Annotated in this window: 27 protein-coding genes; 8 read left to right on the top strand and 19 right to left on the bottom strand. The window is 33.7% G+C overall.

All coding sequences use genetic code 11. The features are described from left to right. Positions 1 to 53 precede the first annotated feature (53 nt). Positions 54 to 845, top strand: a complete 792-nt coding sequence (locus AC3WRL_RS07765) for a hypothetical protein (protein WP_214830065.1) — start codon at positions 54 to 56, stop codon at positions 843 to 845. Between the two features lie 96 nt (positions 846 to 941). Here the strand turns inward: AC3WRL_RS07765 and AC3WRL_RS07760 are convergent, their stop codons facing one another. From AC3WRL_RS07760 to AC3WRL_RS07740, 5 genes are read right to left on the bottom strand one after another with little or no spacing between them, the layout of a single operon-like run. Further along, on the bottom strand, positions 942 to 1,844 hold the full coding sequence (locus tag AC3WRL_RS07760; RefSeq protein ID WP_492330054.1) for a glycosyltransferase family 2 protein: 903 nt from the start codon (positions 1,842 to 1,844) through the stop codon (positions 942 to 944). Between the two features lie 4 nt (positions 1,845 to 1,848). Then, entirely contained in the window at positions 1,849 to 2,814 is a 966-nt protein-coding gene (locus AC3WRL_RS07755) for a glycosyltransferase family 9 protein (protein ID WP_261510578.1), read from the bottom strand. 2 nt (positions 2,815 to 2,816) lie between these two features. Continuing rightward, positions 2,817 to 3,236 (bottom strand): SufE family protein, encoded by a 420-nt coding sequence (locus tag AC3WRL_RS07750; RefSeq protein WP_214830059.1) that lies wholly within the window; start codon positions 3,234 to 3,236, stop codon positions 2,817 to 2,819. A 42-nt stretch (positions 3,237 to 3,278) separates the two neighbouring features. Further along, entirely contained in the window at positions 3,279 to 4,376 is a 1,098-nt protein-coding gene (locus AC3WRL_RS07745; protein WP_492330053.1) for a glycosyltransferase, read from the bottom strand. Beyond that, complete coding sequence (locus AC3WRL_RS07740; protein WP_214830053.1) at positions 4,376 to 4,600, bottom strand: uroporphyrinogen decarboxylase; 225 nt, start codon at positions 4,598 to 4,600, stop codon at positions 4,376 to 4,378. Before AC3WRL_RS07740 ends, AC3WRL_RS07745 begins: the two co-directional genes overlap by 1 nt. A gap of 154 nt (positions 4,601 to 4,754) precedes the next feature. On the opposite strand from AC3WRL_RS07740, the gene AC3WRL_RS07735 reads away from it, so the two are divergent. Further along, positions 4,755 to 7,286, top strand: coding sequence for an ATP-dependent Clp protease ATP-binding subunit (locus AC3WRL_RS07735; RefSeq protein WP_214830050.1), 2,532 nt, complete (start codon positions 4,755 to 4,757; stop codon positions 7,284 to 7,286). 85 nt (positions 7,287 to 7,371) lie between these two features. Here AC3WRL_RS07735 and AC3WRL_RS07730 read toward each other — a convergent pair whose 3' ends face one another. Beyond that, positions 7,372 to 7,902: a hypothetical protein gene (locus AC3WRL_RS07730; protein WP_214830048.1), complete on the bottom strand. Its 531-nt coding sequence runs from the start codon at positions 7,900 to 7,902 to the stop codon at positions 7,372 to 7,374. 193 nt (positions 7,903 to 8,095) lie between these two features. On the opposite strand from AC3WRL_RS07730, the gene mnmA reads away from it, so the two are divergent. Together mnmA and AC3WRL_RS07720 are read left to right on the top strand one after the other, a co-directional pair. Beyond that, complete coding sequence (gene mnmA / locus AC3WRL_RS07725; protein WP_214830045.1) at positions 8,096 to 9,283, top strand: tRNA 2-thiouridine(34) synthase MnmA; 1,188 nt, start codon at positions 8,096 to 8,098, stop codon at positions 9,281 to 9,283. A 76-nt stretch (positions 9,284 to 9,359) separates the two neighbouring features. Then, entirely contained in the window at positions 9,360 to 9,566 is a 207-nt protein-coding gene (locus AC3WRL_RS07720; RefSeq protein WP_214830029.1) for a hypothetical protein, read from the top strand. Between the two features lie 85 nt (positions 9,567 to 9,651). Here AC3WRL_RS07720 and AC3WRL_RS07715 read toward each other — a convergent pair whose 3' ends face one another. The 3 genes from AC3WRL_RS07715 to AC3WRL_RS07705 are packed head-to-tail and all read right to left on the bottom strand — an operon-like array spanning position 9,652 to position 11,541. After that, on the bottom strand, positions 9,652 to 10,443 hold the full coding sequence (locus AC3WRL_RS07715) for a hypothetical protein (RefSeq protein ID WP_492330052.1): 792 nt from the start codon (positions 10,441 to 10,443) through the stop codon (positions 9,652 to 9,654). Positions 10,444 to 10,447: 4 nt separating this feature from the next. Then, positions 10,448 to 10,792 (bottom strand): hypothetical protein, encoded by a 345-nt coding sequence (locus tag AC3WRL_RS07710; RefSeq protein WP_492330051.1) that lies wholly within the window; start codon positions 10,790 to 10,792, stop codon positions 10,448 to 10,450. A 17-nt stretch (positions 10,793 to 10,809) separates the two neighbouring features. Beyond that, positions 10,810 to 11,541, bottom strand: a complete 732-nt coding sequence (locus AC3WRL_RS07705) for a glycine-rich domain-containing protein (protein ID WP_214830020.1) — start codon at positions 11,539 to 11,541, stop codon at positions 10,810 to 10,812. Between the two features lie 100 nt (positions 11,542 to 11,641). Between AC3WRL_RS07705 and AC3WRL_RS07700 the strand changes: the two genes are divergently transcribed. After that, complete coding sequence (locus AC3WRL_RS07700) at positions 11,642 to 12,538, top strand: hypothetical protein (protein WP_214830017.1); 897 nt, start codon at positions 11,642 to 11,644, stop codon at positions 12,536 to 12,538. Here AC3WRL_RS07700 and AC3WRL_RS07695 read toward each other — a convergent pair whose 3' ends face one another. The 9 genes from AC3WRL_RS07695 to AC3WRL_RS07655 all read right to left on the bottom strand — a co-directional run bounded on the left by AC3WRL_RS07695 (position 12,539) and on the right by AC3WRL_RS07655 (position 20,528). Further along, the gene (locus tag AC3WRL_RS07695) at positions 12,539 to 13,282 is read right to left on the bottom strand and encodes a LytR/AlgR family response regulator transcription factor (protein WP_492330050.1); all 744 of its coding nucleotides are present in this window, start codon (positions 13,280 to 13,282) and stop codon (positions 12,539 to 12,541) included. A gap of 64 nt (positions 13,283 to 13,346) precedes the next feature. Beyond that, positions 13,347 to 13,637 carry a 2TM domain-containing protein gene (locus AC3WRL_RS07690; protein ID WP_214830012.1) on the bottom strand — a complete coding sequence of 97 codons (291 nt, stop codon included), beginning with the start codon at positions 13,635 to 13,637 and terminating at the stop codon, positions 13,347 to 13,349. Continuing rightward, positions 13,621 to 13,920, bottom strand: coding sequence for a 2TM domain-containing protein (locus AC3WRL_RS07685; protein ID WP_214830009.1), 300 nt, complete (start codon positions 13,918 to 13,920; stop codon positions 13,621 to 13,623). The genes AC3WRL_RS07690 and AC3WRL_RS07685 overlap by 17 nt, the downstream gene beginning before the upstream one ends. Before the next feature lie 191 nt (positions 13,921 to 14,111). Continuing rightward, on the bottom strand, positions 14,112 to 14,675 hold the full coding sequence (locus AC3WRL_RS07680; protein WP_214830006.1) for a methyltransferase family protein: 564 nt from the start codon (positions 14,673 to 14,675) through the stop codon (positions 14,112 to 14,114). 106 nt (positions 14,676 to 14,781) lie between these two features. Beyond that, positions 14,782 to 15,084: a 2TM domain-containing protein gene (locus AC3WRL_RS07675; RefSeq protein ID WP_492330049.1), complete on the bottom strand. Its 303-nt coding sequence runs from the start codon at positions 15,082 to 15,084 to the stop codon at positions 14,782 to 14,784. Beyond that, a complete protein-coding gene (locus AC3WRL_RS07670) occupies positions 15,071 to 16,402 on the bottom strand; it encodes a 2TM domain-containing protein (protein WP_492330048.1) in 1,332 nt (443 codons plus the stop codon). The genes AC3WRL_RS07675 and AC3WRL_RS07670 overlap by 14 nt, the downstream gene beginning before the upstream one ends. A gap of 141 nt (positions 16,403 to 16,543) precedes the next feature. After that, positions 16,544 to 17,194 (bottom strand): hypothetical protein, encoded by a 651-nt coding sequence (locus tag AC3WRL_RS07665; protein ID WP_492330047.1) that lies wholly within the window; start codon positions 17,192 to 17,194, stop codon positions 16,544 to 16,546. Between the two features lie 94 nt (positions 17,195 to 17,288). After that, a complete protein-coding gene (locus AC3WRL_RS07660) occupies positions 17,289 to 19,526 on the bottom strand; it encodes a TonB-dependent receptor (protein WP_353050483.1) in 2,238 nt (745 codons plus the stop codon). Positions 19,527 to 19,625: 99 nt separating this feature from the next. After that, positions 19,626 to 20,528, bottom strand: a complete 903-nt coding sequence (locus AC3WRL_RS07655) for an AraC family transcriptional regulator (RefSeq protein ID WP_214829991.1) — start codon at positions 20,526 to 20,528, stop codon at positions 19,626 to 19,628. A 152-nt stretch (positions 20,529 to 20,680) separates the two neighbouring features. Between AC3WRL_RS07655 and AC3WRL_RS07650 the strand changes: the two genes are divergently transcribed. Beyond that, positions 20,681 to 21,184, top strand: coding sequence for a superoxide dismutase family protein (locus tag AC3WRL_RS07650; protein WP_214829988.1), 504 nt, complete (start codon positions 20,681 to 20,683; stop codon positions 21,182 to 21,184). 147 nt (positions 21,185 to 21,331) lie between these two features. Here AC3WRL_RS07650 and AC3WRL_RS07645 read toward each other — a convergent pair whose 3' ends face one another. Next, positions 21,332 to 23,461, bottom strand: coding sequence for a carboxy terminal-processing peptidase (locus AC3WRL_RS07645; protein WP_214829986.1), 2,130 nt, complete (start codon positions 23,459 to 23,461; stop codon positions 21,332 to 21,334). A gap of 146 nt (positions 23,462 to 23,607) precedes the next feature. Between AC3WRL_RS07645 and surE the strand changes: the two genes are divergently transcribed. Both surE and AC3WRL_RS07635 read left to right on the top strand, forming a co-directional pair. Then, positions 23,608 to 24,378, top strand: coding sequence for a 5'/3'-nucleotidase SurE (gene surE / locus AC3WRL_RS07640; protein ID WP_261510555.1), 771 nt, complete (start codon positions 23,608 to 23,610; stop codon positions 24,376 to 24,378). Then, positions 24,378 to 25,040, top strand: coding sequence for a GNAT family N-acetyltransferase (locus AC3WRL_RS07635; RefSeq protein WP_261510553.1), 663 nt, complete (start codon positions 24,378 to 24,380; stop codon positions 25,038 to 25,040). The genes surE and AC3WRL_RS07635 overlap by 1 nt, the downstream gene beginning before the upstream one ends. Positions 25,041 to 25,048: the final 8 nt, after the last annotated feature.

Here is a 25,048-nt window from a genome sequence, read left to right as displayed (position 1 = left end):
AAGATACAATAACCCACACATCAAATCTCAATACGAATAATAACGAAAAAAAAATGACAAAGACTATGGCTTCTCATCCTTTATATGCTTTAAGCCTTGATGCAGCAGGCGATTTTCAGGTTTATATCAATGATATCCTGGTTGCTTATTATTATAAAAACGGTGGTACATCTCTTACCTTACCTATTAATCGTGAGATTTTAGGGTCAGGTAAACAGACCGTTAAGATCGTTCTTAAGTCTGATAAAGAATTGGATGAAAATGAACTTAAATATTATAAATTCAGGATTTTAAAATATGCTTCTTTCGATTCGCCAGATTATGATGTGGTTGTAGACTGTAAATTTAATACAGATGAAAACAAACCCGCAAAGGAGATTACTCAAACCTGGGATTTTAACTCTGATGTTCCTTACCAGGTAACTGGATGGTCTCAATCAACGGTTTTGTTGAACGAAGATAAAGACGCATTACTTAAAGAAGTTTTAGATACATATAATAACTTCAGGGATATTCTTCAGAAAAAAGATACTGGCAGTTTCTTTACAAAAACCAAAATAAGAGATGCTGAAATTGATAAAGCATTGTATCTCTCTTCCTCTGATAGTAAAAAGGATCAGTCAGAAACCTCAGCAACCATCCAAAACATTGTTGAAGTTTTACCCGTAGACAATTATAAAATGGTTTTTTATGGAAATGGCAGAATGGTTTCTTTAATAAGAACTGATGAAAAAAGTAAAGATGAATCTGCTTTACAGGCAAGGCTTAAAGATCATAGTACGGAGATTTATGAATTGGTACTTCACCGTCCTAAAAAGGGATCTCCACTAGAAGTTGTAAGATAAACCTATCCATCAATAGAAAAAGCATTGTTATTTAACTCCGACAATGCTTTTTTTTAATTACATTTTTAGAATCAATCAAAGAAAATTAAATTGTTTTTAAGAATCCGGATTATCTAAAAGTAATCCAAGTTTGTAAAGGTCGAGATATCTAAGGCTTACGTTTCCCTTCAAAAGGCTCTGCTCTATCCTTCGTTTATTCATCCTGAAAAAAAACTTGAAGAGGCTTTTTAACCCTATTTTATTCATTACATTATGGGCTTTTACAAGCTTAATCTCAGACAGTTTTAAGCTTAACTGGTGGTCTTTAAGCATTTGAGATAAACTTTCCACAGACTCTTTTACTTTTTCCAGATAGACTCTATTATCTTCTAAATCATTATTAAAAATGGGATTTTTAATATGATCAACTACGATTCCTTCTGATTTTAAATCCATTGCAAAGAGCAGGTCTTCATATCCGTATTTTTGAAATTCAGGATTGAATCGAACTTTTTCAAGCACTTCTTTTTTTATAATAAAATTATTGGTCTGAAAGCTCAGATATGGTTTTTCAATCCGAAGTTCTGCAGGTAGATTTTCACGTTCTGTTGCAAATTTCCATCGTAGAAAATGTTTCTGATCAGGAAGTTCTGCCGATACACTTCTACCCCCGTAAATAACCTTTGTAGATGGGTTTTCCTGTATGAATTGAATATAGTCTGTTAAAAAATTTTCCTCAATTATTCTTCCGTCACAATCGAGAAAAAGTAAATAATCTCCTTTAGAATAAGTAAGAAATAAATTACGAATTTGTGATCTTCCTATGTTTTTATCAAGATAGATCAATTGGTCGACCTGATTGTGAAGGTCTTTATTTATATCTTTGAATTTTATTTCAGATTCATCATCTATTAAAATGATTTCTGCATCATAATCTTGTGCATTAATTTCTTTTATCAGGTTTGAGACCAATTCCCGGACATCAAAATTATACACAGGGATACAGATAGAAACTTTCATCAGATCAGATTTTTTCAATGATCTTCTGAATGTTCAACTCTTCCAGGCAAGCCCAATCTCCTCTAAAACATTCTTTATCTCCAAATACAGAACAAGGTCTGCAGGTGAGATCTTTTATTTGAACAACATCATTTTCACTCTGGCCAAATCCAAGAAACCCAGCATAAGGATGAGTGGAGCCCCATATGGAAACACACCTTGTCCCAACAATACTTGCCAAATGCATATTGGCTGAATCCATTGAAATCATGAGTTCCAATTCTGCAATCTTGTTAAGTTCTTCTTTAAGATTTAATTTTCCGGATAAACTCTGGGTATTAGGAATTTCACTTTCCCACTTCTCAAGAGTATCAGTTTCATTTTTTCCGCCACCAAAAAAATACACCTTTTCTTTTTGAGACAAAATCTTCACCAGTTCATAAGACTTTTCTAAAGGAAGCATCTTCCCTTTATGTTGAGCAAATGGGGCAAATCCTATTCCGGACTTCTTTTTTGCGATTGGCCTCAACTGATTGGATAATATCACCTTAAATCCCATTTCTCTAAATACATCAGCATATCGCTCAACAGTACGCTTTAATTGCACTTTATTAAGATTCCAAATATCTGTAAGTACTTCCTTTTCCTCCTTTCCTTTGTTGATTTTAAATACTTTATAGCCTTTTCTTCTATAAATCTTATCCAATATTTTTGTTCTGATCACATCATGCAGATTCGCAATATAATCAGGATGAAATTCTTTTATAAGCTCATTTGCCAATCTATTTAATCCAAAAAAACCTTTATAATCATCGAGGTTAATTCCTTTAAATATAACATTTGGGATATCAGAGAATAAGCTTTCAAAATTTTTTCTGGAAACTATTATAATTTCTACATTGGGATTTTGTTCAAGAAACTCACGAAAGACAGGTACTGTCATCGCAACATCACCAAAAGCGGAAAAACGATATGCTAAAATTCTTGTCACAACTACGACTTCAGTTGGTAAGCCACGGCGTAAAATTTAATCTGCTTGGTCATTGCCATTAGACCATTAGCTCTGGAAGGAGAAAGAAACTCCTGCAATCCGATTTCTGAGATAAACTGAAAATCAGAATCTAAGATTTCCTGTGTAGAATGACCACTATAAATACTTACCAACAAAGAAACGATCCCCTTTGGCAAAATACCGTCGGAATCTGCATCAAAAAAAAGTTTCCCTTCTTTAAATTCTGCATCGATCCAAACTTTACTCTGACAACCTTTAATAAGATTATCATCTGTCTTTTTGTCCTCAGAAAGACCTTTCAAATCTTTACCCAGGTCAATTATGTATTCATACTTCTGTTCCCAGTCCTCAAGAAATGCAAATTCGTCAATTATTTCCTGTTGTTTTTCTTTAATGGTCATTTTTCAACAATTCTTTATGCAAAGATACCAATTTTGTAAGGATTATTTATTGGATGCTTTTTCAAAAACTTCCAACAGCTTTATTTCTTCATTTTCCCAACAAAGGACTTTGGAAGCTCTTTCTAATTCTGCCAAATATCCTATTCTTCCTTTATTTAAAACGGCTTGCACCGCCGCAGCTATATTTTCAGGTTGATGATCTTTAATAAGCTCTCCAACATCGAACTGGTTTTTAATATTCTGCATCTCAGGAAAACTAGCCATAATTAATGGAACCCTGCTCTGAATACAGTCTAATACTTTATTGGGTAAAGAATATAAATAGCTATCCCCTCCATTTTCTTCAATACTCATCCCGACATCGGCAGTCAGAGTAACTTTTCTCAAATCTTCAGGCAGGAGCTTTCCTAAAAACCGGACTTTTTGTTGGAGATTCTCACGAACGACCAGATCTTCATATTCTTTTCTTCTTGGTCCGTCACCTGCAATTTTAAATACTACATTCTCTAGGTGATGCATTGCCATAATTGCCTTTTCAATTCCCCTAAACGGGTTTATTGCTCCTTGATATAACAGTATTTTCGGATTATTCTCTGGAATTTCTATAGTGAAATCTATTTTTCTGGGTGCATTTTGAACAACCACAGGATTCACAAGATATTTTTTTTTAAACCATTTTGCATAGCTTCCACTAGCTGTAATCATATATTCCAATTTTGGAATTATATTTTTTTCCAGGTTACGCCACATTTTTTGTGACATTTTGCCTTGAATTGCCGGCATCTCAGAAAAAATTTCATGACTATCAAAAACTAAGGGAATATTTAGCCGTTTAGCAATAAGATAATTGGGAAGCAAAGCGTCTATATCATTAGCGTGGAGAATTGTATTCTGATCAGCTTTCTTTTTTAATTCCTTATATAACTTCCAATTGAATTCGAAATAAGCTGTTTTTAAACTTTTTGACAGTAAAGGTATTCTGAAAAAAGAGTATGGCCGCTTCATTTCCTCGGCTCCACCCCAGTTATTTCCTATCAGCTCGATTTGGTATCCCTTTTCATATAAAGTCCTGCATACCTTTTCTATTCGTTGATCTGTATACAGGTTGCTAAAGGCAGAAGTAATTATTTTCTTTTTCATTAATTTTTCTTTCCTGCAATCAAATGATAAATTTGTATGAAGCAGATTAACCCATTTGGTATGATGACCGGCCAAAGCATTCCGCTAAAAATACCATAAATGACAAAACAAATACAGCCCACCATATTTACGATTCTGATTTTTCTTACATCTTTCAATATAAAACTCAACACTATAAAAAGCGAGGCAGAATATCCAACATAAGTAGCAATTTCGGGACTCATAAGGAAAATTTAAAGAAAACAAACTTAGTCATTTTCAATAAGATAATAAAACTTTTTTCTGCCATAAAGTCATTAATTGATTTTTGGTAAAATATTTGTAATTTAGAATAATGAATAAAAGATAATTCTATCTTTATTCTAATTGAGATATATTATGGATTATAAGTTTTCACAAGGTTTGAGCCAAGTGTTCAAACAGAGCAAAAATGAAGCTAAAAGGCTGAAAAGTGAATTTCTTAATACAGAACATCTACTTTTAGGTATTATAAAAACAGAAAACTCTGCAAAAGAAATCCTTCAAAACCTTAATGCCGATTTAACACAAATCAGAAGAAAAATTGAAACTCTAAATACAACAAGTCTTAATCCTATTTCTGAGGAGGTAACCAATATTTCTTTCACTAAAATGGCAGATCATGCTGTTAAACGTGCAGAGTTAGAATGCCGACAATACAAAAGTAATGAAATTAATACCGTTCATTTACTTCTGGGTATTCTATATAAATATGAAGACCCAACCTCCAATATATTAGGAGCCTATGATATTGACTATGAAGGAGTTTCAAGAGAATATCAAACAATGCTTAAAAATTCTGGGCAGGCACCTCAAATGAGTGCATACGACGACGATGATGAAAGAGAGGAATTTGAGCAAATGAGAAAGCCTGCAGGAAACTTAGGTTCTGCAAAAAGCAAGACTCCTACCCTTGACAACTTTGGTAGAGACCTTACTTCTTTGGCAAGAGATGGGAAACTGGATCCTGTAATCGGTCGTGAGAAAGAAATTGAGCGTGTGTCTCAGATCCTTTCTCGTAGAAAGAAAAACAATCCACTTCTTATTGGAGAGCCCGGAGTTGGTAAATCTGCTATTGCGGAAGGTTTAGCTTTAAGAATCCAGCAGAAGAAGGTTTCAAGAGTTCTTTTTGGTAAAAGAGTCATTACCCTTGATCTTGCAAGTTTAGTTGCAGGAACAAAATATCGTGGCCAATTCGAAGAAAGAATGAAGGCAATCATGACGGAGCTTGAAAAGAACCGTGATGTAATCTTATTCATTGATGAGCTTCATACTATTGTTGGTGCAGGAAGTTCTACAGGAAGCTTAGATGCATCCAACATGTTCAAGCCTGCTTTAGCAAGAGGAGAGATCCAATGCATCGGGGCAACTACTTTAGATGAATACCGTCAGTATATTGAAAAAGACGGAGCATTGGAAAGAAGGTTCCAAAAAGTTATGGTGGAGCCAACTAATATTGAAGAAACCATTCAGATTTTAAATCAGATCAAAGATAAGTATGAAGAGCATCACAATGTGATTTATACACCGGAAGCAATATTAGCTTGTGTCAATTTGACATCGAGATATATTACAGACCGTTTCTTACCAGATAAAGCAATTGATGCAATGGATGAAGCAGGTTCTCGTGTTTATATTAAAAATATGAAAGTCCCTACTGAAATCATTGATTTTGAAAAGAAAATTGAAGATATCAAAGAAATGAAGCAGAAAGCTGTTAAGGCTCAGGATTATCTTGAAGCCCGAAAGCTAAAAGATGAAGAAGAACGCCTTCAAATGGAACTTAATGCCGCTCAGGACCAGTGGGATAAAGATGTAAAAGAGAAAAAAGAAACCGTAACAGAAGAAAATGTTGCAGAGGTGGTTTCTATGATGAGTGGTGTTCCGGTAACCAAGGTTGGTAAAAATGAGCTTGATAAATTAGCTCAAATGGATAATAATCTAAACGGAAAAGTAATCGGACAGGAAGACGCTGTGAAAAAAGTAGTTAAAGCTATTCAAAGAAACAGAGCTGGTCTGAAAGATCCGAATCGTCCAATTGGAACATTTATCTTCCTGGGTACAACTGGTGTTGGTAAAACAGAGCTTGCAAAAGTAATGGCAAGAGAGCTTTTCGACTCAGATGAAGCATTGATCAGAATCGATATGAGTGAATACATGGAAAAATTCGCGGTATCGAGATTGGTAGGTGCGCCTCCGGGATATGTTGGATATGAAGAAGGTGGTCAGTTAACGGAAGCTGTAAGAAGAAAACCTTATGCTGTGGTTCTTTTAGATGAGATTGAAAAAGCGCACCCTGATGTGTTCAATATCCTTTTACAGATCTTAGATGAGGGTCATGTTACTGATAGCTTAGGTAGAAAAATTGATTTCAGAAATACGATTATCATCCTTACTTCAAACATTGGTACCAGAGATCTTAAAGATTTCGGGGATGGCGTAGGATTCGGAACTTCTGCTAAAAAGTCAAATACAGATACAAGAGCAAGAAGTACAATTGAAAATGCACTTAAAAAAGCATTTGCTCCAGAATTCCTGAACAGAATTGATGATATCGTGATCTTTAACTCTCTTGAGCAAAGTGATATTAAGAGAATCATTGACCTTGAATTGAACAAGCTTTACAGCAGACTTGAAAAATTAGGATATAAAGTTGATTTAACTGATGCAGCAAAAGACTTTATTTCTGAAAAAGGATGGGATAAAGATTTCGGTGCAAGACCATTAAAGAGAGCAATCCAGAAATACATTGAAGATTTATTAGCTGAAATGTTGGTAAACAAACAATTAAATGAGGGAGAAACCATCATTCTGGATGTTAATGAAGCTAAAGACGGATTAACCGGTAAAGCTCATAAAACAAAAAAGACGACTGAAAAGTCTTCACAATAATAAATAATTTTGTTAAAACAAAAAGCACCGAAAAATTCGGTGCTTTTTGTTTTTATAATCTTTAGTTTTAATTCTAATCAGGTTATTACAATCCTATAACAAATCCAATATTAGGAACTAAACCACTTGAAAAAATACTTGAATTCTCTTTCCATAAAACATTATACATCAGTCCCAACTGCATAAAAGAATTTCCTCCGATCCGCTGCATATATCCACCACCGAGATAAAGAGCTGTTTCTTCCCTGTTATCTTTAAAATCGTAAAACTTATCTTTATAATCAATAAAATAATGTTGCAGGTTTGCCCCTACATAAAAAGACCTCGCAAAATAATAATTGACAAAAGGTCCTACTCCAAACATTGTTGATCTGTAATAATCTGAAGTCTGCCAGGAAACACTTCCTATAACTCCACCTTCAAGATCTTCAGTAAGTCTGTAGCCTACTCTGGGAGAAGCCTGTAGATAAAATGCACTATTACTGCCGAAGCCTAATCCAATACCACCACCAAAAGTCCATCGGTTACTTTCTGCTACTGAAGGAGTTCCTACCGAAACCTGGGAATAGACTGATAGTGAAAACATCAACATCAATGGAATAATTATTTTTTTCATATGCGGATAATTAATTATTTTAATGATCACATGGAATCACTTATCTTGATAGGTGCTTGTATTTAATCTGGCACACCGTGATTTCATATACTATCGTTTTTATCAATGTTTAAAATTATAACTTTTTTTGCGAAAAGGATTGTTGTAATTTTGCACCCGTTAAGATAGAGATAAAAACTCTATCAAAAATATTATGAAAGTAGTTGTAGGATTGTCGGGAGGTGTAGATTCCAGTGTTACAGCATATTTGCTGCAACAGCAAGGTCATGAAGTAGTGGCTTTGTTTATGAGGAACTGGAATGATGCATCCGTAACTCTAGAAGATGAATGCCCTTGGATAGAGGACAGTAATGATGCATTAATGGTAGCTCAAAAACTTGGAATCCCTTTCCAGGTTATTGATATGAGTGAACTTTATAAGGAGCGTATTGTAGACTATATGTTTGCAGAGTATGAAAAGGGAAGAACTCCGAACCCAGATGTTTTATGCAACAGGGAGGTTAAGTTTGATGTTTTTATGAAAACAGCAATGTCTTTAGGTGCTGATAAAGTTGCAACAGGTCATTATGCAAGAGTAAATTCAACTTTTGATGAAAACGGAAAAGAAATTTTTCATCTTTTAGCAGGAAAAGATAACAATAAAGACCAGTCTTATTTTCTTTGCCAGCTGAATCAGGATCAATTATCTAAAGCATTATTCCCAATTGGTGAACTTACAAAACCTGAGGTTAGAGAAATTGCAAAAGAAATTGGTTTGGTAACTGCTGATAAAAAAGATTCTCAGGGATTATGTTTTATTGGAAAAGTAAGTTTACCTCAATTTTTACAACAACAATTAAAGCCTAATGAGGGTGAAATTGTGGAAATTTTCAGTGATTCTCCTTTATTCTCACAAGAAAAACCCGGGTTTTCTTCTAAAGAAGAAGAATTAGACTACTTAGCTCAAAAGATCAACTATAAAAAATCTGATGGAAAAGTAATTGGAAAGCATCAAGGTGCTCAATTTTTCACGATCGGACAAAGCAAAGGCTTAGGAATAGGTGGGCATAAAGAAAGTTGTTTTATCGTGTCCAGAGATATGGAAAACAATATCATCTTTGTAGGAGAAGGACATAGTTTCCCAGGGTTGCATAAAAAAGCTCTAAAGGTTGATAATTCTGAACTTCATTGGGTTCGCGAGGATCTAAAACTGAAGAACGGAGAAAGCATGGAAGTAATGGCTAGGTTCCGTTACAGACAGGCACTTCAGAAAGCTATTATCTATCAATTTGAAAATGCATTTTACATGGAATTTGAGGAGCCTCAATCTGCAATTGCTGAAGGACAGTTTGCTTCCTGGTATATTGGTGATGAACTTTTAGGAAGTGGAGTTATTGCTTAGTTTTTAAACTAATAATTTTTGTAACATATTTTCAGAAATGATACTTACTCTGTAAATATTAACAAAATCAATCACTATGAAAACTTCTTTAAAAAACCAGTACACTATTACAAATCAAATATTAATTGCTGTGGTATCTTCCGTTTTAGGCTATAATATCTATCAAGCTATTGTAAATCCGGAAAGATCACATCTTATACTAAGTCTCCTCTTAATTATGATGACTTACATTATGGTAGAGAAATACGACTCAAATAAACAGTCAGAGAATGAATCTGAGTAATGAATAATAATAAGGTCTGAAATATTTCAGGCCTTTTTTATATGATTACAAGACATCGTTATAAAGTTAGTCTTCTCATTTTAAATTATTCAAAATCAACATAGTAGACAATTTTATTTTCAACATCTTTCACAATTATATCGATTTGCTTTTCTATAGACTCCCCTGAAAAACTTATAAAAAGTAATTCCTTCGTTCTCAGGCTATAAATGAGATCGTACTTTGTTTTCAAAAAATCATGAAAAGAGTCTATTTCCTGATCAGAATCCAACTTTATATCTGTAGAAAAATCACTAGAATTGATGTAAGCCATCCGAGAGGGGCTTTTAGACTCTGTTATCCGTAAGACTTTCTGAAAAGAAATATCAATATTCTGAGAACCAGACATTCTGTATTTTTCAATCTCTTCCAGAAAATCCGTTTTAAAAGATGATTCAACATATATTTTCAGGTATACCTTTATCTCTATTTTCACGTCTTTAGTATTGAAAATCTGTATTATAAAATCTTCATCATTTCTTCCTTGAATAACTTCTATTCTTGCAACATGGTAAATGTTTTGTACGGCATATTTTCCATATTTCACATACACTATAAGTCCTCTTATAGAAATGAACAGGGCAACTATTACTAAAAAAGAAATCACACAGAGTGGTATAAAACCGACAAAAAAATAAAAAAAGGACGCCAAATCATCTTCGCCCTCTGCTGAAAAAGGGTTATGGTCAAAAAGAATCACTTTAAGGCTAAATGTAAAAAGGATGATATTCAAAATGATGAAGAGAACTGTTTCCCAACTTACATTATGTCCTTGTTTCTGTAAAGGAATATTTTTATATAAAATATTTTTCTCTTTTTCGGTAAATGTTCTTACCATAAGCTTATTTCTTATTGTTTATGTTTAAATTATATCCATAGATCATAATACATTCTGTGATCAACAGCATCACAAGGTATCCTACAGGTTTTGCTAAAACCAAACCTTTGATCAATTCTACCACTCCTAAAAACAAAATGAAAATCAGAAAATAAAATGTTGATTTCGGAATTTTACTCCCAGATAATTTTTGAATAATCATTGAGGCATAAAATCCTAATAAAACAATTAAATAAAACTTCAGAAACTCGGAACCTTTTAAAGAAATAGGATTAAAAGTCTGATGTTCAAAGAGAAGCCAGATCATACCAACTATACTTGACGCTGAGTTAAATAGTAACTTTTTCATGACACAACGATTGCATTTTACCCGCCTCCACAACCACCACATCCTCCACATCCGCCTCCACAACCGCCTCCGTCTCCTCCTCCACTGCAACTGTTTCCACCACAACTTGAACCACCCCCGCCATCATTGGTCGAGCGATTGTTTTTACCATTATCCTGAAGTAAGAAAATTAAATATCCAAATCCCAATACTGCAATTATTGTTAGAATAATAGGACTTAAAACACTGATAACCTGCCCTAAACAGGAGGAAAACAAAAATGGAGTTAGAAGTAAAAGAGACAGGTACAGCCTTTTAATCCAGTGTTTTTTAGAATTTATATTATCGTGATTTTTCCAGATGTCCTCAGGAGCCTCATATTGAAATATTTCCCTGTAATATTTTAAGGTACCATTAAACCAATCATCGTGTTTTAATTTTTCAGTATAGCCTCCTTTGGAAGGATGATGATGAAGCTTTCTTTTTAAGATATTCGGACAAAAGTCTTCCCAATAATTTTGTGTGTAAATAAGGTGCATATGCCATACTTTATCAATTATTTCACTTGGCGAAGCCCCATTGGGCAAAATACAACACAGATAAACAAATTTTTTATACTCTTCTATGGCTTTTTGGGTAAAATCTAAGGTCCAATTTTCTTCTTTTGCTAATTTCCTTGAAAAGGGAAAGCTAGCTTCCGCAGCATCTAGTGAAAACTCGCTAATCCTATTCCATAGGGAATCTTCTTTTATAATGATTGTCGTTTCCATTGTTTAAACTTTTAATTTCTACTCAAATTTCAGAGGATTAAAAAATATAAAAGTCTTACAACAATCTCTTTTGGTTGTAAAAAAATCTTAAATTAGTCTTATGAGAAAAGAAGATATTAGTCATCTTGAGAAATTGATGAATTTTCTTAGCATGCACTTTTTAAAGAAGAACAATTGGGAAGACGTTACTAAAACGGAATGGTCCTACATTGTCGATGAACTTAATGAGCTCATTTCCAGCAACCATTCAGAGCGGAACATCAAAGTAAAAACTGATATCTTAGGATCAAATTATCTTTATGAACATCTGATAATCAACAAACTAAAGAAGTACAATCAAAATAGCGGTGCCAGTATCAGTAAACCTAATCTGGCGAAGCTAAGTCTTATTGTAAGAGCTTTAGGATATTCTAATTACATTGATTTCATTAATTCCAATACAGAAGTATTTAATTTCAATGATCTTAGGATCGAGATGAACAATGCTAAACAAAACGTAATTCTTTTAGACCGGCTTGTCGGCTGTTGGTATTCCTATAACAGAAATCTTCCCGATAATCCCTTACAAACTAAAGAAGATAGAATATGGCGTTCAGCCATGGAAATCTATAAATCTGAAACATCTGGAGAGTACTTCATTGAAAGAAGCGGAGGGGATCATCACAAGTATTTCGGAAAGGTTACTGCATATTCCGATTATGTATTCATTATCATGAACAGCAATACTTTTATCAGACAAAGACACTTTATTTCAAGGATAAAAGATATCAATGAAAAACTCAAGAATCCAGAATATAAACTCCATGAATTGCATTTTATAAGTACATGTATTAGTTTTAATCAAGAGCCTATTGCTCTATTCGAAATTTTCCAAAAAGCAGATCGTAAAAATTTCCTTCCCGATTCCATCAGCTTCCCAATTGATAGCGATGAGATTCCTACTTCTATCATCAAACAACTTGAAGACACTGAATCTAACCGAATAGATTACAAGTAATTAACTTACCAACCAGTCTTTAAAATCTTTAACGCGATCCCTGCTGACTGTAATCTCTTCTTTTGGCTGAAATTCCATTTCAACCTTATAATTTGGCGATGTATGAATATTCTTAATATAATCTGAATTGATGATAAATTGTCTGTTTACTCTGAAAAACTTTTTCTCATCCAAAGTATCTTCCAATTCATCCAATGTAAAATCTGAAGGATAGTTTCTTTCCTGGGTCTGTAAATAAACAATCTTATTTTCACTGTAGAAACAGCTTATTTCATGGGTTTGAACAATCTTCAAATTATATCCTATTTTTACTAAGATCCTGGAAAGAGTTGATTTATCTTTTTTAATTAACTGCTTAATATCCTGTGAAGTAACTGAGTTATCTGAAGGAAGAAATGATTTAAATTTTTCTATCGCTCCAGCCAGATCCTCTTCTAAAATCGGTTTTAATAAATAATCTATACTATTTAGTTTAAAGGCTTTTAGTGTATATTGATCAAAGGCAGTTGTGTAGATCATAAATCCTTTTGAAGGAACTTTTTCAAAAATATCAAAGGACAATCCATCACCGAGAACAATGTCCGAAAATATCAACTGAGGATGTTCATTTTCAGAAAACCAAGCAATACCTTCTTCTACGGATTCAATTTTTGCAATAACCTCTATTTCAGGGAATATACTTAACATCCGCTCTAACTTCCTTGAAGCCGGTTTTTCATCCTCAATAATGACAGTTTTGATCATAGAATAGTGGTTTTAGTTTTTAAAATCCTGGAATTAAAATTATATAAAAGGATTTGATTCTGACTTATAATTTCGATTTGCTTTTTTCTAATTCCTTATTCAGAATTCTTTGTTCCCAGGTTGAATCAAAGATAAATAATTTAACCCCTTTAATGAATAATATTATTCCCCAGATTAGCAACAGGATTGATCCGTGATAGAATGAAAAATCAATTTTTCCATTTTCAAAATAATCGTTGAAAAATAATATCCCCGCAATAATACCATACCATGTAAGACTTTTATAAAAACTTTTCAATCGTTTTACCCGCTCGTATGCCTGATTATAATCCATTGTATTAAAGTGTTTTTCCATGATTTCTTTTATCTGCTTCCATCAGTTCTTTTATTTTATTTTCTTCCCAGTCTTTTCCGATTCCGAAAACATTTATTCCATGAGCTACAAGTCCCATTCCCCATCCTAACATTGGCCAATAAAACCATAAATGAGTAGGTGATGTTAAAAGATTTAAAGCCAGTAAAAAAGGAATGATAAGACAATAAGACGTCAGATTTCCATAAAACCCTTTTAATTCTTTTACTCTCTTTGCTGCTTTTTCGTAAGCGCGGTTTTCTTTGTTGAATGATAGTGTTTCCATAGTAATGAATTTTGATTTATATTTTTTTCTTGAATCAAATGTATGTCGAATACCACTCTCAAATCAACTATATCTTACTGAACTGTAGAATTTGAGTTCTGAGTTGCAAAAATCCCGACTCAATTGTGGCCGGGATTTTTATTTTGTGTAATTTCTTTTATTGATTACATCATATGTCATTCTTTTTTAAATTAATAAATAAAAGGAATTAACTTCTTGGTCATTTTTCGGTATTGAATATATTCATCTCCAAATTGCTCTACAAGAGCCTGTTCTTCAATTTTAATTCTATAACTGAATGCCAAGAATGGCGGAATAAATGCTAAAGCCAGAGAAAACCAATTATTTAAATATAAACCAAGCCCCAGAAAAGTTAATAGTGAGAAACTATAAGAAGGATGTCTAAGATAATTGTAAAACCCTTCTTTTTTAATTTTATGGTCATCTTTTATTGTGATATCAACTGTAAAATATTTTCCCAGAGATCTTATTATAATTAATCTGAAAATAATTCCGATTAGAATAAGCGCCACCCCTAAATACAGAATCCATGCTGAATTAGAGATCGGGAAACTGGATATATTCGAAACAGTAACCGCACTTGCAATTGATACTATAATCACCAACCAAAGGATATTGAGTGTAGATCTATCTTTTTTCTGATCTTGATCTGCAGATTTCAGTTTTTGTTTGTAAATAATTTCACTTAAAAACCAAACTCCCATAGAAACATAAAATAAGATTTGTAGATTCATTGTTATTGTTTTAGATTTTGGAATAATATTGCGAAGTAGTAAATCTCTATGATGAACTGTTTTGCCATTAGCCATTTGGCGGTTTAACTTTGTAGCACCCTTGCCTTCATTCTTTATTTTTGTCCATTAGTTCTTTAATTTTTCTTTCTTCCCATTTTCTCATAAAATTAAAACTAGGTAAAAATACAACCAGCGCATGTGCAAGAAGTCCAATGCCCCAGAATGTTGCAGTAAAGAAATTTTTAAACTCAAAATAGCTTTCTCCTGGTTTTAAATTCGTGTAATTAAAGTAAGCAATCATAATGTTTACAGCAATATAGGAGAATAAGTGTCCGTAAAATCCTCTCAGTCTATCTATCTTTCTTTTGGCTTGCTGATATTGAATATCATTTTCGTCAAATGTTTCCATTGTCTCTGTTTTTTTGTTTATTCATGATTTCCTGAATTTTCCTTTCCTGCCAAGGTTCTCCAACTCCAAAAACCTGAAAAGCATGTGAAGCAACTCCAATACCCCATCCTAACAGTGGCCACCAAAACCAGTGATATTTGTTTTGGGTATAAATATTAATAAAAATTAAAAAGGGAATAATAATGCAATAAGAAATAAGATTGGCATAAAATCCCTTAATTTCTTTTACCCTCTTTCGTGCTCTTTTGTATGCTTTATCCTGATCTTCTTTTTTCAAACCGACAACCGTTGGCTTATCTGATAAAACCGGAAGTTTCACTTTAAAATAATCTTCGGATTTTTCAATAAAAACATTTCTCTTAGTAAGCAGAGAATAGCGCTGAACAATATTCGCTAATCCAATTCCCGCACTTTCCTTGATCTGTTCTCTTTCCTGGAGATTGTTTTCAATACATAAAGTGTCATTTTCTGAAAATACTTTAATAACCAAAGGTTTTGAAGATGTTGCAAAATTATGTTTGATACAGTTTTCCAAAAGCAGCTGCAAAGAAAGCGGAACTACATATCTTCTGTAATCTTCTTTTCGTACATCAAAAATAAAGTCTACACTATCCTCGAATCTCGTTTTTAATAAATCGCAATAGGTTTTTGCAAATTCTATTTCATCTTCTACGGTCACCAGTTCTTTATCTTTTTGTTCTAAAACATAACGATAAATCTTTGACATTGAAGCCGTAAACTTCTGAGCCTGTTTTGGGTTTTCATCAATTAAAGAGCTTAAAACATTTAAGGAATTAAAAAGAAAGTGTGGATCCAGCTGATTTTTAAGCGTCTCAAACTGTGCATTTGCAGATGTTGCAATTAATTTCTGCTCTACTACCTCTTTCTTAGAGGTCTTTTTGAGCTCTTCCATAAATCCTCTAGCATGGAGAAAGGCAGAAATAAGCAGGGCAATATTCACCATAAACCAGTTGGTAAAATTATACTTCCCTGAAAAAAATTCCTCCGGAGTGGCTGCTTTCTGAAAAATAACAAAATTGATATAGTTGCAGATGTAGACCAAGATAATGTTAGCTATAAGAATTGAAACAATACTTAAGATGGCTCTTTTAGTAGTTGCCTCTGACCACGGAATCTTTTTATTTAGATAGTCGTTTATTAGCCCATTTCCCATCCCCAAAAGAAAAGAATACATGGTGGAAATAAGAAAGGAAAGCATAAAATTATCTATCGTCTTTTCTTTTGTAAAGAACAAAAAGAAAAATAATGCGGTTCCAATGGATACCCAAAGTAATACGATAAGACTTTTACGTTTCATGAGTTTTTTTCTTGGTTCAAAATTAGTTGATATTAAATGTACCAAAAATTATTTTTCACCGAACCGTCAATTTAATGTTCTGAAAGGCAAAATAAAAGTCTTCCTGTTGAGGAAGACTTTTATTGATCTTATATTTTAATGCTATTTTACTGGCTGACTGATAAAATATTCTGCCTCTCCTTTCCCCCAATTTGGATCCATTGCCGTTTTTGGCTTGTAGGTATTATATTGGTCCAATGTCTTTTTAAACATTTCAATCCCTTTTGTTTTACTTCCCCCATATTGTTCTGGAGTAAAGTAGAGGTCTTCGGCTTTAATCAGAGCAATTCTTGGATTGTTTGGATCCAACTTTTCTGCTATTTTAAGCTCTTCTATAGCTTTCATTCCGTCAGTCATATATCTCTGTTGTGGATTTACCATCATTCTTAAAGAATATGCCATTTTTCTAAGGAGATGAATTTCCGCATTATCTGCTCCTGCAAGATTTTGTGCTGTAGCCAAATGTTTTTCAGCCTGATTAGCTACCTCATCCAGATCCTGGGTTTTCCCTTCTCTCATCATCACTCTCCCTTTTTGGATATAAGAAAATGCCGTATAGTAACTTGGAAGCCATTTTCCACTTTCTTTACTTCCTATTCTCTCAAAATCGTTTGCTAAGGTTTGGAAGTCCTCTGCTGTCTTACAGGTTTCGATCTTTGCGATTTTTTCAGACATTATTTTTTCATAATCGGCCTGAGCAAAAGCGGTTAAGCTCATAAAAGCTAAAGCAAAACTTAATAGATACTTTTTCATTGTTTTTTATTTTTTTAGAGTTCGTTTTATTGTATAGAAAGATATGTATTTCATGTATGTCATCACGTGATTAAAAATACAGTCTTTTATTTTATTATAAATTATTATTGATTGCATCTTGTGTCTTATCAACTCCGAAGCTGATAAATGCTCCAACAAAGACAAATGTATTTACTGGAGGAACCACTGTAGAGCTTCTGGATCCATCTTGTGAAAAATTGTATCCATATACATTTTTTGTTCCCAGTATATTGGAAATACTCAACACGAAAACAGTAAACATCTTTGCCTCTTTTTTTCCAAGATTGGGAAGATAATTAAAGCTCAAATTGAGAGCATTATAATCTTTCAACCTTCCTTCATTTCTCGTAAAACTTACAATGTTTCCGTTTACGTCTTTCGTTGCAATATCATAATAAGGACGGCCTTTTGCATAGGTGTAAGAAAGATTAACCCCTAATTTCCACTCAGGAATAAATCTCTTGGCAACCGCTGATAGGGTATGCTCTGATGCAAAATTAGGCTTTAAGCTAACAGGATAATTCATAAAATCCCTTTTAGAATCCAAAAATGAATAACTGATCCAGTAATCAATATTTTCAAATGTTTTTTTGTCCCGCCAAAACAATTCCAATCCTTTTGCATAGCCATATCCATTGTTATTGATGGCTGTCTGAACAGGTTGGCTCTGATCATTGATTGAAGCAATATCCTTCACTTTTATCAGCTGATCATATTTTTTATAAAAAGCTTCAAATCTCAAACTCCTTCCCTCTGATGTTCTTTGAACCTGGAGAATGTAATGCTGTGATTTTTGAAAATCCAAATTGGCAGGCCCATTAATATATTTGCTTTCGGGGTTTTGATAGAAAAGGCCATATGCGAAAGAAGTGGTCCAGTTTTGAGCTAAACGATAAGCTAAGGCTAAACGAGGAGCAATATTGCTTTTATTTAAGAAAGAAGAATTTTCAGCCCGTACTCCTATCTTCGCTGAAAACTGATTGCTAAATCCTAAATCTGTTTCAGCAAAAACAGAAGAGATAAAATCCTGATAATGCTTGTTTACCTCTTCAAAATTTAGCTTTTCATCGGCATTATTTAATTCAACGCCGCCACGCACTGCACTTATTTTATTGATCTTTCTTTCCAAAACAGCTTTAAAATTGATGTAATTTCCGGTAGTCAAAAGCTGTGTCTTATCGGATTCTACCTCGCTTTTTTCTGTTGAGAAATTAAGATCTGATCTGTTGTATGAATAGGAAGCTCCTGTATTTAACAGATACTTTCCGAACTTTTGTTTAAAAGAAAGATTATGGTAAGTGTTTTTTCCTTTCAATCTTACGAGAGCAAAATCATAATCTGGCTCTAAGCTTTCTGTCCTCACTCCCATTTTATTCGTGTCATACATTCCGTAATACTTAAAAAATCCTCCGGATTTTGTTTTAATCCGAAAATTAGCATCTCCATTTAGACCTTGCGGTGCATCAATAAAATCAGTATTGAAATTGAGAACATTAGACATAAGACTTAAAAGAGAATATCCTAAAGTAGCACCATACGAGTGATTTTTATCATCGCTTAATTTTTGAAACCCACCACTTAGAAAGATTGGAGAAATGCCAAAATCATAAGAGCTCTGATCAGGTAAATCAACACTCTCAAGCATTAACGCTCCTGAAAGAGCCTGCCCATATAAAGCTGAATATCCACCACTGGAAAATACATTTCCTTTAAAAAGAGAAGTATTGAATCGGTCCCTTCCTGCAATTCCCGGAACTGAACTGGAGAAATAATTATTGATAAGGCTTCCATCCATAAAGATCTTAGATTCTGTTCCAGTACCACCTCTGATAAATAAACCTTCCGTTTCTCCTACTTTCTGCACTCCTGGAAGATAATTCAATGCTGAAGAAATCTGTCCATCTGCTCCTGCTGTTGTGTAGATATCAATCGGTGTCAATAATGCGGTCGCTCTTTTTTTATCACTAGCTTCTATCGATCCTGCAGAAATCACCACCGCGTCAATTTCGTTGATCTGCTCTTTCAGTTCCGCATCTACAGCTATGTCTTGATTTCCAATGACAATCGGCTTTTCAACATCGTTATATTTTGGATGGGTAAAAGTAAGTATATGATCCCCTTTTTCAGTGGTTTCAAAAGAGAAATTACCTTTAGCATCTGTTGTAGCACCGTCGTAAGTTCCTTTCAATGTGACGTTGATATCACTAACCCCCTTATTTCTAAAGGTTACCTTCCCTGTAATTTTTACTTGAGTGTAACTTAAAAAGAATGATAGAAAGGCAATTAGAAATAATAATTTTTGTGTCTGCATTTTCATGGTTGTTAATTTTCGATTCAAAAATACTATTGAAAATACCTTCCTGTTAAAAAAATATTACTGAAAGGTATAGTTTGAATACTGAACCGGAAATTAATGTATTGGAATACAAAAATCAACCAACATTTTTCCTTCCGGATGTTCTTTAAAGTTGGAATGGTAGATCTCAAATGGGAAAGCTTTTCTGGTTGTATAATGGTTTTCATTCATCCATAAGAATAAAGATACCCAGCATTGCTCAAAATCATCAAGAGTCACCTCTCCACTACCAATGATAAATTTTCCCGCCTCAAGGATCTCTGGAAAAATCTCCCCATCCTGGGCTTCCAGCTTATCTTCGACAAGCATCCCGGCATGAATTCGTACCTTATCCGGAGATGTCGTTTTGAAGCTGTCGTGATACACAGAAATCATTTTTACATGATCCCGGGGAAATAAGTGTTTCTTTTTAGCCCAATTGATCAAGACATCATAAGACGATTCTACATTTTCAATACCAAGGCTCATTACAGACGCAAGATGCATCTCTTCCAGATCTGCGACTTTAATTTCTAAATTCATTGTTCTCCATTTTAATAGGTTTTCTACATTACAAATATATTGGTGAAAAACGGCATCAACTTGTCCATTCTTGCTTTCAATTTTTAAGATCTTGTGAAAATTTTCAGGAGCAGATTTACGAAATTCAGAAGGGGACTTTCCGTAATATTTTTTAAAGGCTTTATTAAAACCCGAATGATTGTCAAATCCCAATTCTAAATATATTTCCTTTATATCCACTCTCTTTCTCATGGCAAGATATAAGGCACTTTTTTCTATCCTCTTTCTTATGGTATAATTCTGAAGAGTTTCTCCGGTAATAAGCTTAAAAACCCGGTGAAAATGGAAGGGAGAGTATGCGCTGATCTCTGCAACTTTCTCCAGACTGAGATCCGTGTCAAGATGCTGTTCTATATATTGAATTATTTTAATAATCCTTTTTTTATATTCTTCCAATTATTGTTTTTATTCACAAAAATAACAAGATTAAATAGAGCAGATTTGTCTTTTATTGCGGATTTTCGAAAACAGATCAGAATCATAAAGTGTTTTAGAAAATTATTTCTAAATTTAGGTAATCATAAAAAATCACTTTAAATCATTTTAAAATGAAACTACAAAAATTAGTATTATTAACAGGATTTGCCCTATTTGCTGTTTCTTGTGGAACAACAAATACGTACATGGTCAACGCTAAAAGCGGAACACAGACTGGAGGAACGGCTAAGTTTACTCAGAAAGGAGATGAAGTTATCATGAAACTGGATGTAACGAATTTAACTCCGGGAATCCACGCAGTACACATCCACGAAAAAGGAGATTGTTCTGCTGCTGATGGGACTTCTACTGGAGGACACTGGAATCCGGCAAAAGATGACCATGGTAAATGGGGTGCTGAACATTTCCATATGGGAGATATCGGTAACCTGGTTGCTGATCAGACAGGAACTGCAACATTAACTTTCAAAACCAATAAATGGTGTCTTGGATGTACCGATGAGTCTAAGAATATCATTGGAAAAGGGCTTATTGTACATGCTGCTGCAGATGACTTTCATACTCAGCCAACAGGAAATGCCGGTGGACGAGTGGGATGTGTAGAGATCAAGTAATACTTGCACATCTAATCATTAAAAAAATGACTGTTTAGTACTAAACAGTTTTAAAAATAAAAGCGGGAATATAAATTCCCGCTTTTATTTAATTTATTTTTTATAAGCCTTAAAAAATACCCGGCCTTTCAGGCCGGGTATTTTAGATTATGATTTTACACTCATGTCTGCAATAATGTTCATTGCTTCCTGTAGGTATACATCTTTTTTAAGATTTTTAATCCACATTTCAGACTTCTTCTTAAATGCTTCATCTTTCTTCTCACGTTCAACTTCATTTGGATACATTGTAAACTGAAGTCCATTCATAAATTTAGTCAGCGCTTTGAACTTCTCAATCTGAGCTTTTCTCTGCTTCATAACTTCATTGAACTTCGTAATATTTAATGTAATTGTTTCTTCTTTATCCAATTTCTCTCTCCATTGAGCAGATTCCAATAACAATTGATAGTTTGAGTTTTTAGCCATTCTATCATTACTTGCTTTTTCCAATGCTTTAACATCAAAATAGTTTAATTTTTGGAACTGTGCACTTGGAATCTTATCCCAAGCCAGCGCAAAGTCGTCATATCGCTCTCCTATTTCAGCATACGTAAAGAAATCTTTCATCTGAATATCTGAAACAATTCCTTTTCTCTGATTAGATTCTCCAGTAATTCTATAAAACTTTTGAATGGTTAGCTTTAATGATCCGAAATCATCCTCTGTATTTAAGAATCTGTTCAGATCTACAAAAGTCTGTACAGTTCCTTTTCCGAAAGATTGTGGAGCACCCACAATCACTGCTCTTCCGTAATCTTGCATTACTCCAGCTAAAATCTCTGAAGCTGAAGCTGAAAGTTCATTTTGCATAATTACTAACGGCCCTGTCCAGATTGGAGTTTCATTTTTATTCTTTAAGGTCTGGATTTTACCGTTTCCATCTTTTACCTGAACATAAGGTCCGGCATTCATGAAAAGTCCCATAATATCACCAACTTCCGTTAATGATCCACCCCCATTATTTCTTAGATCTAGAACAATCCCTTCAATATTCTGAGCCTTTAATTTAATAATCTCATTTTTGATATCATCTGAAGCGTTTCTACCTTTAGAATCTTCAAAATCAGCGTTAAAGCTTGGTAAATTGATGAAACCATATTTCTTTCCGTTTGGAGAGTTTACAACTACACTTTTTGCAAAAGTATCTTCAATAGCTACTTCTTCACGGATCATGGTAACCTCTTTAGTTGTACCATCTTTTTTCTGAACCGTAAGTGTTACAGGAGTTCCTTTTTCGCCTCTGATCAATCTTACCGCCTCATCAGAAAGCATTCCTACTACGTTTACTGCATCTTCTTTCGGTTTAGACTTTACTTTCAGGATCTTATCACCTTCTGAAAGCTGCTTCGATTTCCATGCCGGAGCTCCAATCGTTAAAGCACCCAGATAAAGATTCCCTTTTTTCTCCTGAATAATGGCTCCAATACCAATTACTTTTCCAGTAAACTGTGTATCGAAATCTTCTTTATCTTTTGGAGAATAATAGTTGGTATGTGGATCAAAAACCTCCGTATATGCATTCATATACACCGTGAACCAATCCATCTTTTTTCTCTTTTTAAATCTTGTGAATGTCTCTTTCACAAGGTCTTTTACTTCATCTGTAGCTTTTACTCTTTTTTGATCGGGAGTAAGGATCTGAAGCTTAATTGTATCCTTTAGATTGAATTTTTGTACAGAGTCCTTTTTTTCTTTTTGAGCCTGCTCTTTACTATTCATAGATTCAATCTCCTGAAGGATATTATATTTTATGAATTTTCTCCATTCATTATACTGCTCTTGCTTGTTGCCCGGGATTTTTTTTAGTTTTGGTTCCAGAGTAAGGGTCTCATCTTCCTCCAGGTTGATAGGCTTACTGAAAATGTCCTGGGTAATCTTATCAATTTCATCTACTCTTTGGTATAACCTATCGATAGTAAGTTTATAAAATGTTAAATCTCCAAGGTTCAGATAATCATCCAGCTTTGTTTCATGTTTGCCGAATTCATCCATATCCGATTGAAGAAAATATCTTTTTCCAGGATCTACCATTTCAAAATAATGCTTATAAACATCTTTTGAATAAGCATCATTGATGGGTTTTGGGCTATAATGCAAATAAGAAAGTGTATTCTTTACGCTCACCATTATCGTCTGCATCTTTTCATCATCATTCTTAGGCGAGTTGAAACAAAACATTAGACTTGTCAATGGAATTAGAAGTAAAAATTTATTGAGTTTAAAATTTTTCCACATAAATCTGTTATGTATTTTATTATATTTTTTTTAAATAATATTAATTAGTAGTAATATTTAAATTACTGTTACAAACTATCAAATTTAATACCTTATTTACAAATATCGGATAGTTTTGAGTATTTTTGTTAAAATTAAAATATTTTATGGAAAGACCACTTATTCTGGTTACTAATGATGATGGAATTACAGCACCTGGTATCAGAAATCTTATCAGTTTTATGAACGAAATCGGAGAAGTGATTGTGGTAGCACCCGACTCCCCACAAAGTGGAAAGGGACATGCTATTACTATTAATTCTACCTTAAGTTACGAAGAAGTACAGCTAGATGGTCCTCAAACAGATTATTCTTGTAGTGGAACCCCCGTAGACTGTGTCAAAATGGCTCTTGATAAAATTTTAACAAGAAGACCCGACATTGTTGTTTCTGGAATCAATCATGGAGCGAACTCATCTATTAATGTAATCTACTCCGGGACAATGTCTGCAGCTGTAGAGGCTGGTGTAGAAGGAATTCCAGCAATTGGATTTTCATTACTTGATTTTAGCTGGGAAGCAGATTTTACACAAGCCAAAGAATTTATTCAAAATATCGTTAGGAGAACATTGGAAAATCCAATGCCTAGAGGGATCGTTCTCAATGTAAATATTCCAAAACTTCCTGCCGGAGATATAAAAGGAATCAAAGTTTGTAAGCAGGCTCATGCAAAATGGGAAGAAAGTTTTGATGAAAGAGTAAATCCACACGGAAAAAAATATTACTGGTTAACAGGATATTTCAATAACATGGATGAATCCGAAGATGCTGATGAAACCGCTTTAGCCAATGGATATATCTCCATTGTTCCTGTAAAGTTTGATTTAACAGCTTATGAATATATGAAGACTCTGGAAGAAGTAATGAATTTCGATTAATGTACGAGAAACTAGACAATCCTGTTTATCATTCACTTAATGAGCATCATAAAAAGTTTTGCTTAAACTTTGGAGATTCTAAATTTTACAATCCTGAAGTCGCAGCTTTCGGAGGTTCATCAGAGGTTGCAAAAGAAAAAGATATCACAGAATACTCAAAAATCTGTGATGACTTTCTTATTTTTGGGGCTAAACCTTATGGTAATTTTGAAAAAGAATTATCTCAGCTTGTTTGTGATCAGTATGTATTGGAGAATAAAATTGATCTGGACTTTACAGAAAAAATTGATCTTTTAAGAGAGGAGAATAATGAAGAACTCCTTCATTTTATCAAAAAGTTCTATCCGCATTATTTTAAAAACAGAACTCCGGAATTGGGTCGTTATTTTGGTATATTTAAAGATAACAAACTGGTAGCAGTAACAGGAGAAAGAATGCAGATGAATGATATGACGGAAGTAAGTGCTGTTATTACAGATACAGATTATCTTGGAAAAGGCTATGCAAAGCAACTTGTCGCTTTTGTTTCCGGGAAAATATTTGAAGATAACAAAACACCTTTTCTTCATGTTGCTGAAACTAATACCGGAGCTAAAAAGCTATATGAGAAACTAGGTTTCCATCATAGAGGAACAATAAATTTATGGGGTGTTAAACGATAGTTTTTCAC

This window comes from Chryseobacterium sp. FW101-FHT12H09, assembly GCF_058790395.1.
Note: the sequence above shows the minus strand (reverse complement) of the source record. Positions and strands in the feature narration are given on the sequence as shown.

Excerpts from the sequence above, each read along its gene's own strand:
- AC3WRL_RS07690 (WP_214830012.1), bottom strand. The coding sequence starts at position 13,637 with ATGGAAAAACACTTTAATACAATGGATTATAATCAGGCATACGAGCGG.
- surE (WP_261510555.1), top strand. The coding sequence starts at position 23,608 with ATGGAAAGACCACTTATTCTGGTTACTAATGATGATGGAATTACAGCA.
- AC3WRL_RS07730 (WP_214830048.1), bottom strand. The coding sequence starts at position 7,902 with ATGAAAAAAATAATTATTCCATTGATGTTGATGTTTTCACTATCAGTC.
- AC3WRL_RS07720 (WP_214830029.1), top strand. The coding sequence starts at position 9,360 with ATGAAAACTTCTTTAAAAAACCAGTACACTATTACAAATCAAATATTA.
- AC3WRL_RS07670 (WP_492330048.1), bottom strand. The coding sequence starts at position 16,402 with ATGAAACGTAAAAGTCTTATCGTATTACTTTGGGTATCCATTGGAACC.
- mnmA (WP_214830045.1), top strand. The coding sequence starts at position 8,096 with ATGAAAGTAGTTGTAGGATTGTCGGGAGGTGTAGATTCCAGTGTTACA.
- AC3WRL_RS07665 (WP_492330047.1), bottom strand. The coding sequence starts at position 17,194 with ATGAAAAAGTATCTATTAAGTTTTGCTTTAGCTTTTATGAGCTTAACC.
- AC3WRL_RS07745 (WP_492330053.1), bottom strand. The coding sequence starts at position 4,376 with ATGAAAAAGAAAATAATTACTTCTGCCTTTAGCAACCTGTATACAGAT.
- AC3WRL_RS07695 (WP_492330050.1), bottom strand. The coding sequence starts at position 13,282 with ATGATCAAAACTGTCATTATTGAGGATGAAAAACCGGCTTCAAGGAAG.
- AC3WRL_RS07760 (WP_492330054.1), bottom strand. The coding sequence starts at position 1,844 with ATGAAAGTTTCTATCTGTATCCCTGTGTATAATTTTGATGTCCGGGAA.
- AC3WRL_RS07735 (WP_214830050.1), top strand. The coding sequence starts at position 4,755 with ATGGATTATAAGTTTTCACAAGGTTTGAGCCAAGTGTTCAAACAGAGC.
- AC3WRL_RS07680 (WP_214830006.1), bottom strand. The coding sequence starts at position 14,675 with ATGAATCTACAAATCTTATTTTATGTTTCTATGGGAGTTTGGTTTTTA.
- AC3WRL_RS07645 (WP_214829986.1), bottom strand. The coding sequence starts at position 23,461 with ATGTGGAAAAATTTTAAACTCAATAAATTTTTACTTCTAATTCCATTG.
- AC3WRL_RS07705 (WP_214830020.1), bottom strand. The coding sequence starts at position 11,541 with ATGGAAACGACAATCATTATAAAAGAAGATTCCCTATGGAATAGGATT.
- AC3WRL_RS07685 (WP_214830009.1), bottom strand. The coding sequence starts at position 13,920 with ATGGAAACACTATCATTCAACAAAGAAAACCGCGCTTACGAAAAAGCA.
- AC3WRL_RS07700 (WP_214830017.1), top strand. The coding sequence starts at position 11,642 with ATGAGAAAAGAAGATATTAGTCATCTTGAGAAATTGATGAATTTTCTT.
- AC3WRL_RS07715 (WP_492330052.1), bottom strand. The coding sequence starts at position 10,443 with ATGGTAAGAACATTTACCGAAAAAGAGAAAAATATTTTATATAAAAAT.
- AC3WRL_RS07650 (WP_214829988.1), top strand. The coding sequence starts at position 20,681 with ATGAAACTACAAAAATTAGTATTATTAACAGGATTTGCCCTATTTGCT.
- AC3WRL_RS07660 (WP_353050483.1), bottom strand. The coding sequence starts at position 19,526 with ATGCAGACACAAAAATTATTATTTCTAATTGCCTTTCTATCATTCTTT.
- AC3WRL_RS07635 (WP_261510553.1), top strand. The coding sequence starts at position 24,378 with ATGTACGAGAAACTAGACAATCCTGTTTATCATTCACTTAATGAGCAT.
- AC3WRL_RS07765 (WP_214830065.1), top strand. The coding sequence starts at position 54 with ATGACAAAGACTATGGCTTCTCATCCTTTATATGCTTTAAGCCTTGAT.
- AC3WRL_RS07750 (WP_214830059.1), bottom strand. The coding sequence starts at position 3,236 with ATGACCATTAAAGAAAAACAACAGGAAATAATTGACGAATTTGCATTT.
- AC3WRL_RS07740 (WP_214830053.1), bottom strand. The coding sequence starts at position 4,600 with ATGAGTCCCGAAATTGCTACTTATGTTGGATATTCTGCCTCGCTTTTT.
- AC3WRL_RS07675 (WP_492330049.1), bottom strand. The coding sequence starts at position 15,084 with ATGGAAACATTTGACGAAAATGATATTCAATATCAGCAAGCCAAAAGA.
- AC3WRL_RS07710 (WP_492330051.1), bottom strand. The coding sequence starts at position 10,792 with ATGAAAAAGTTACTATTTAACTCAGCGTCAAGTATAGTTGGTATGATC.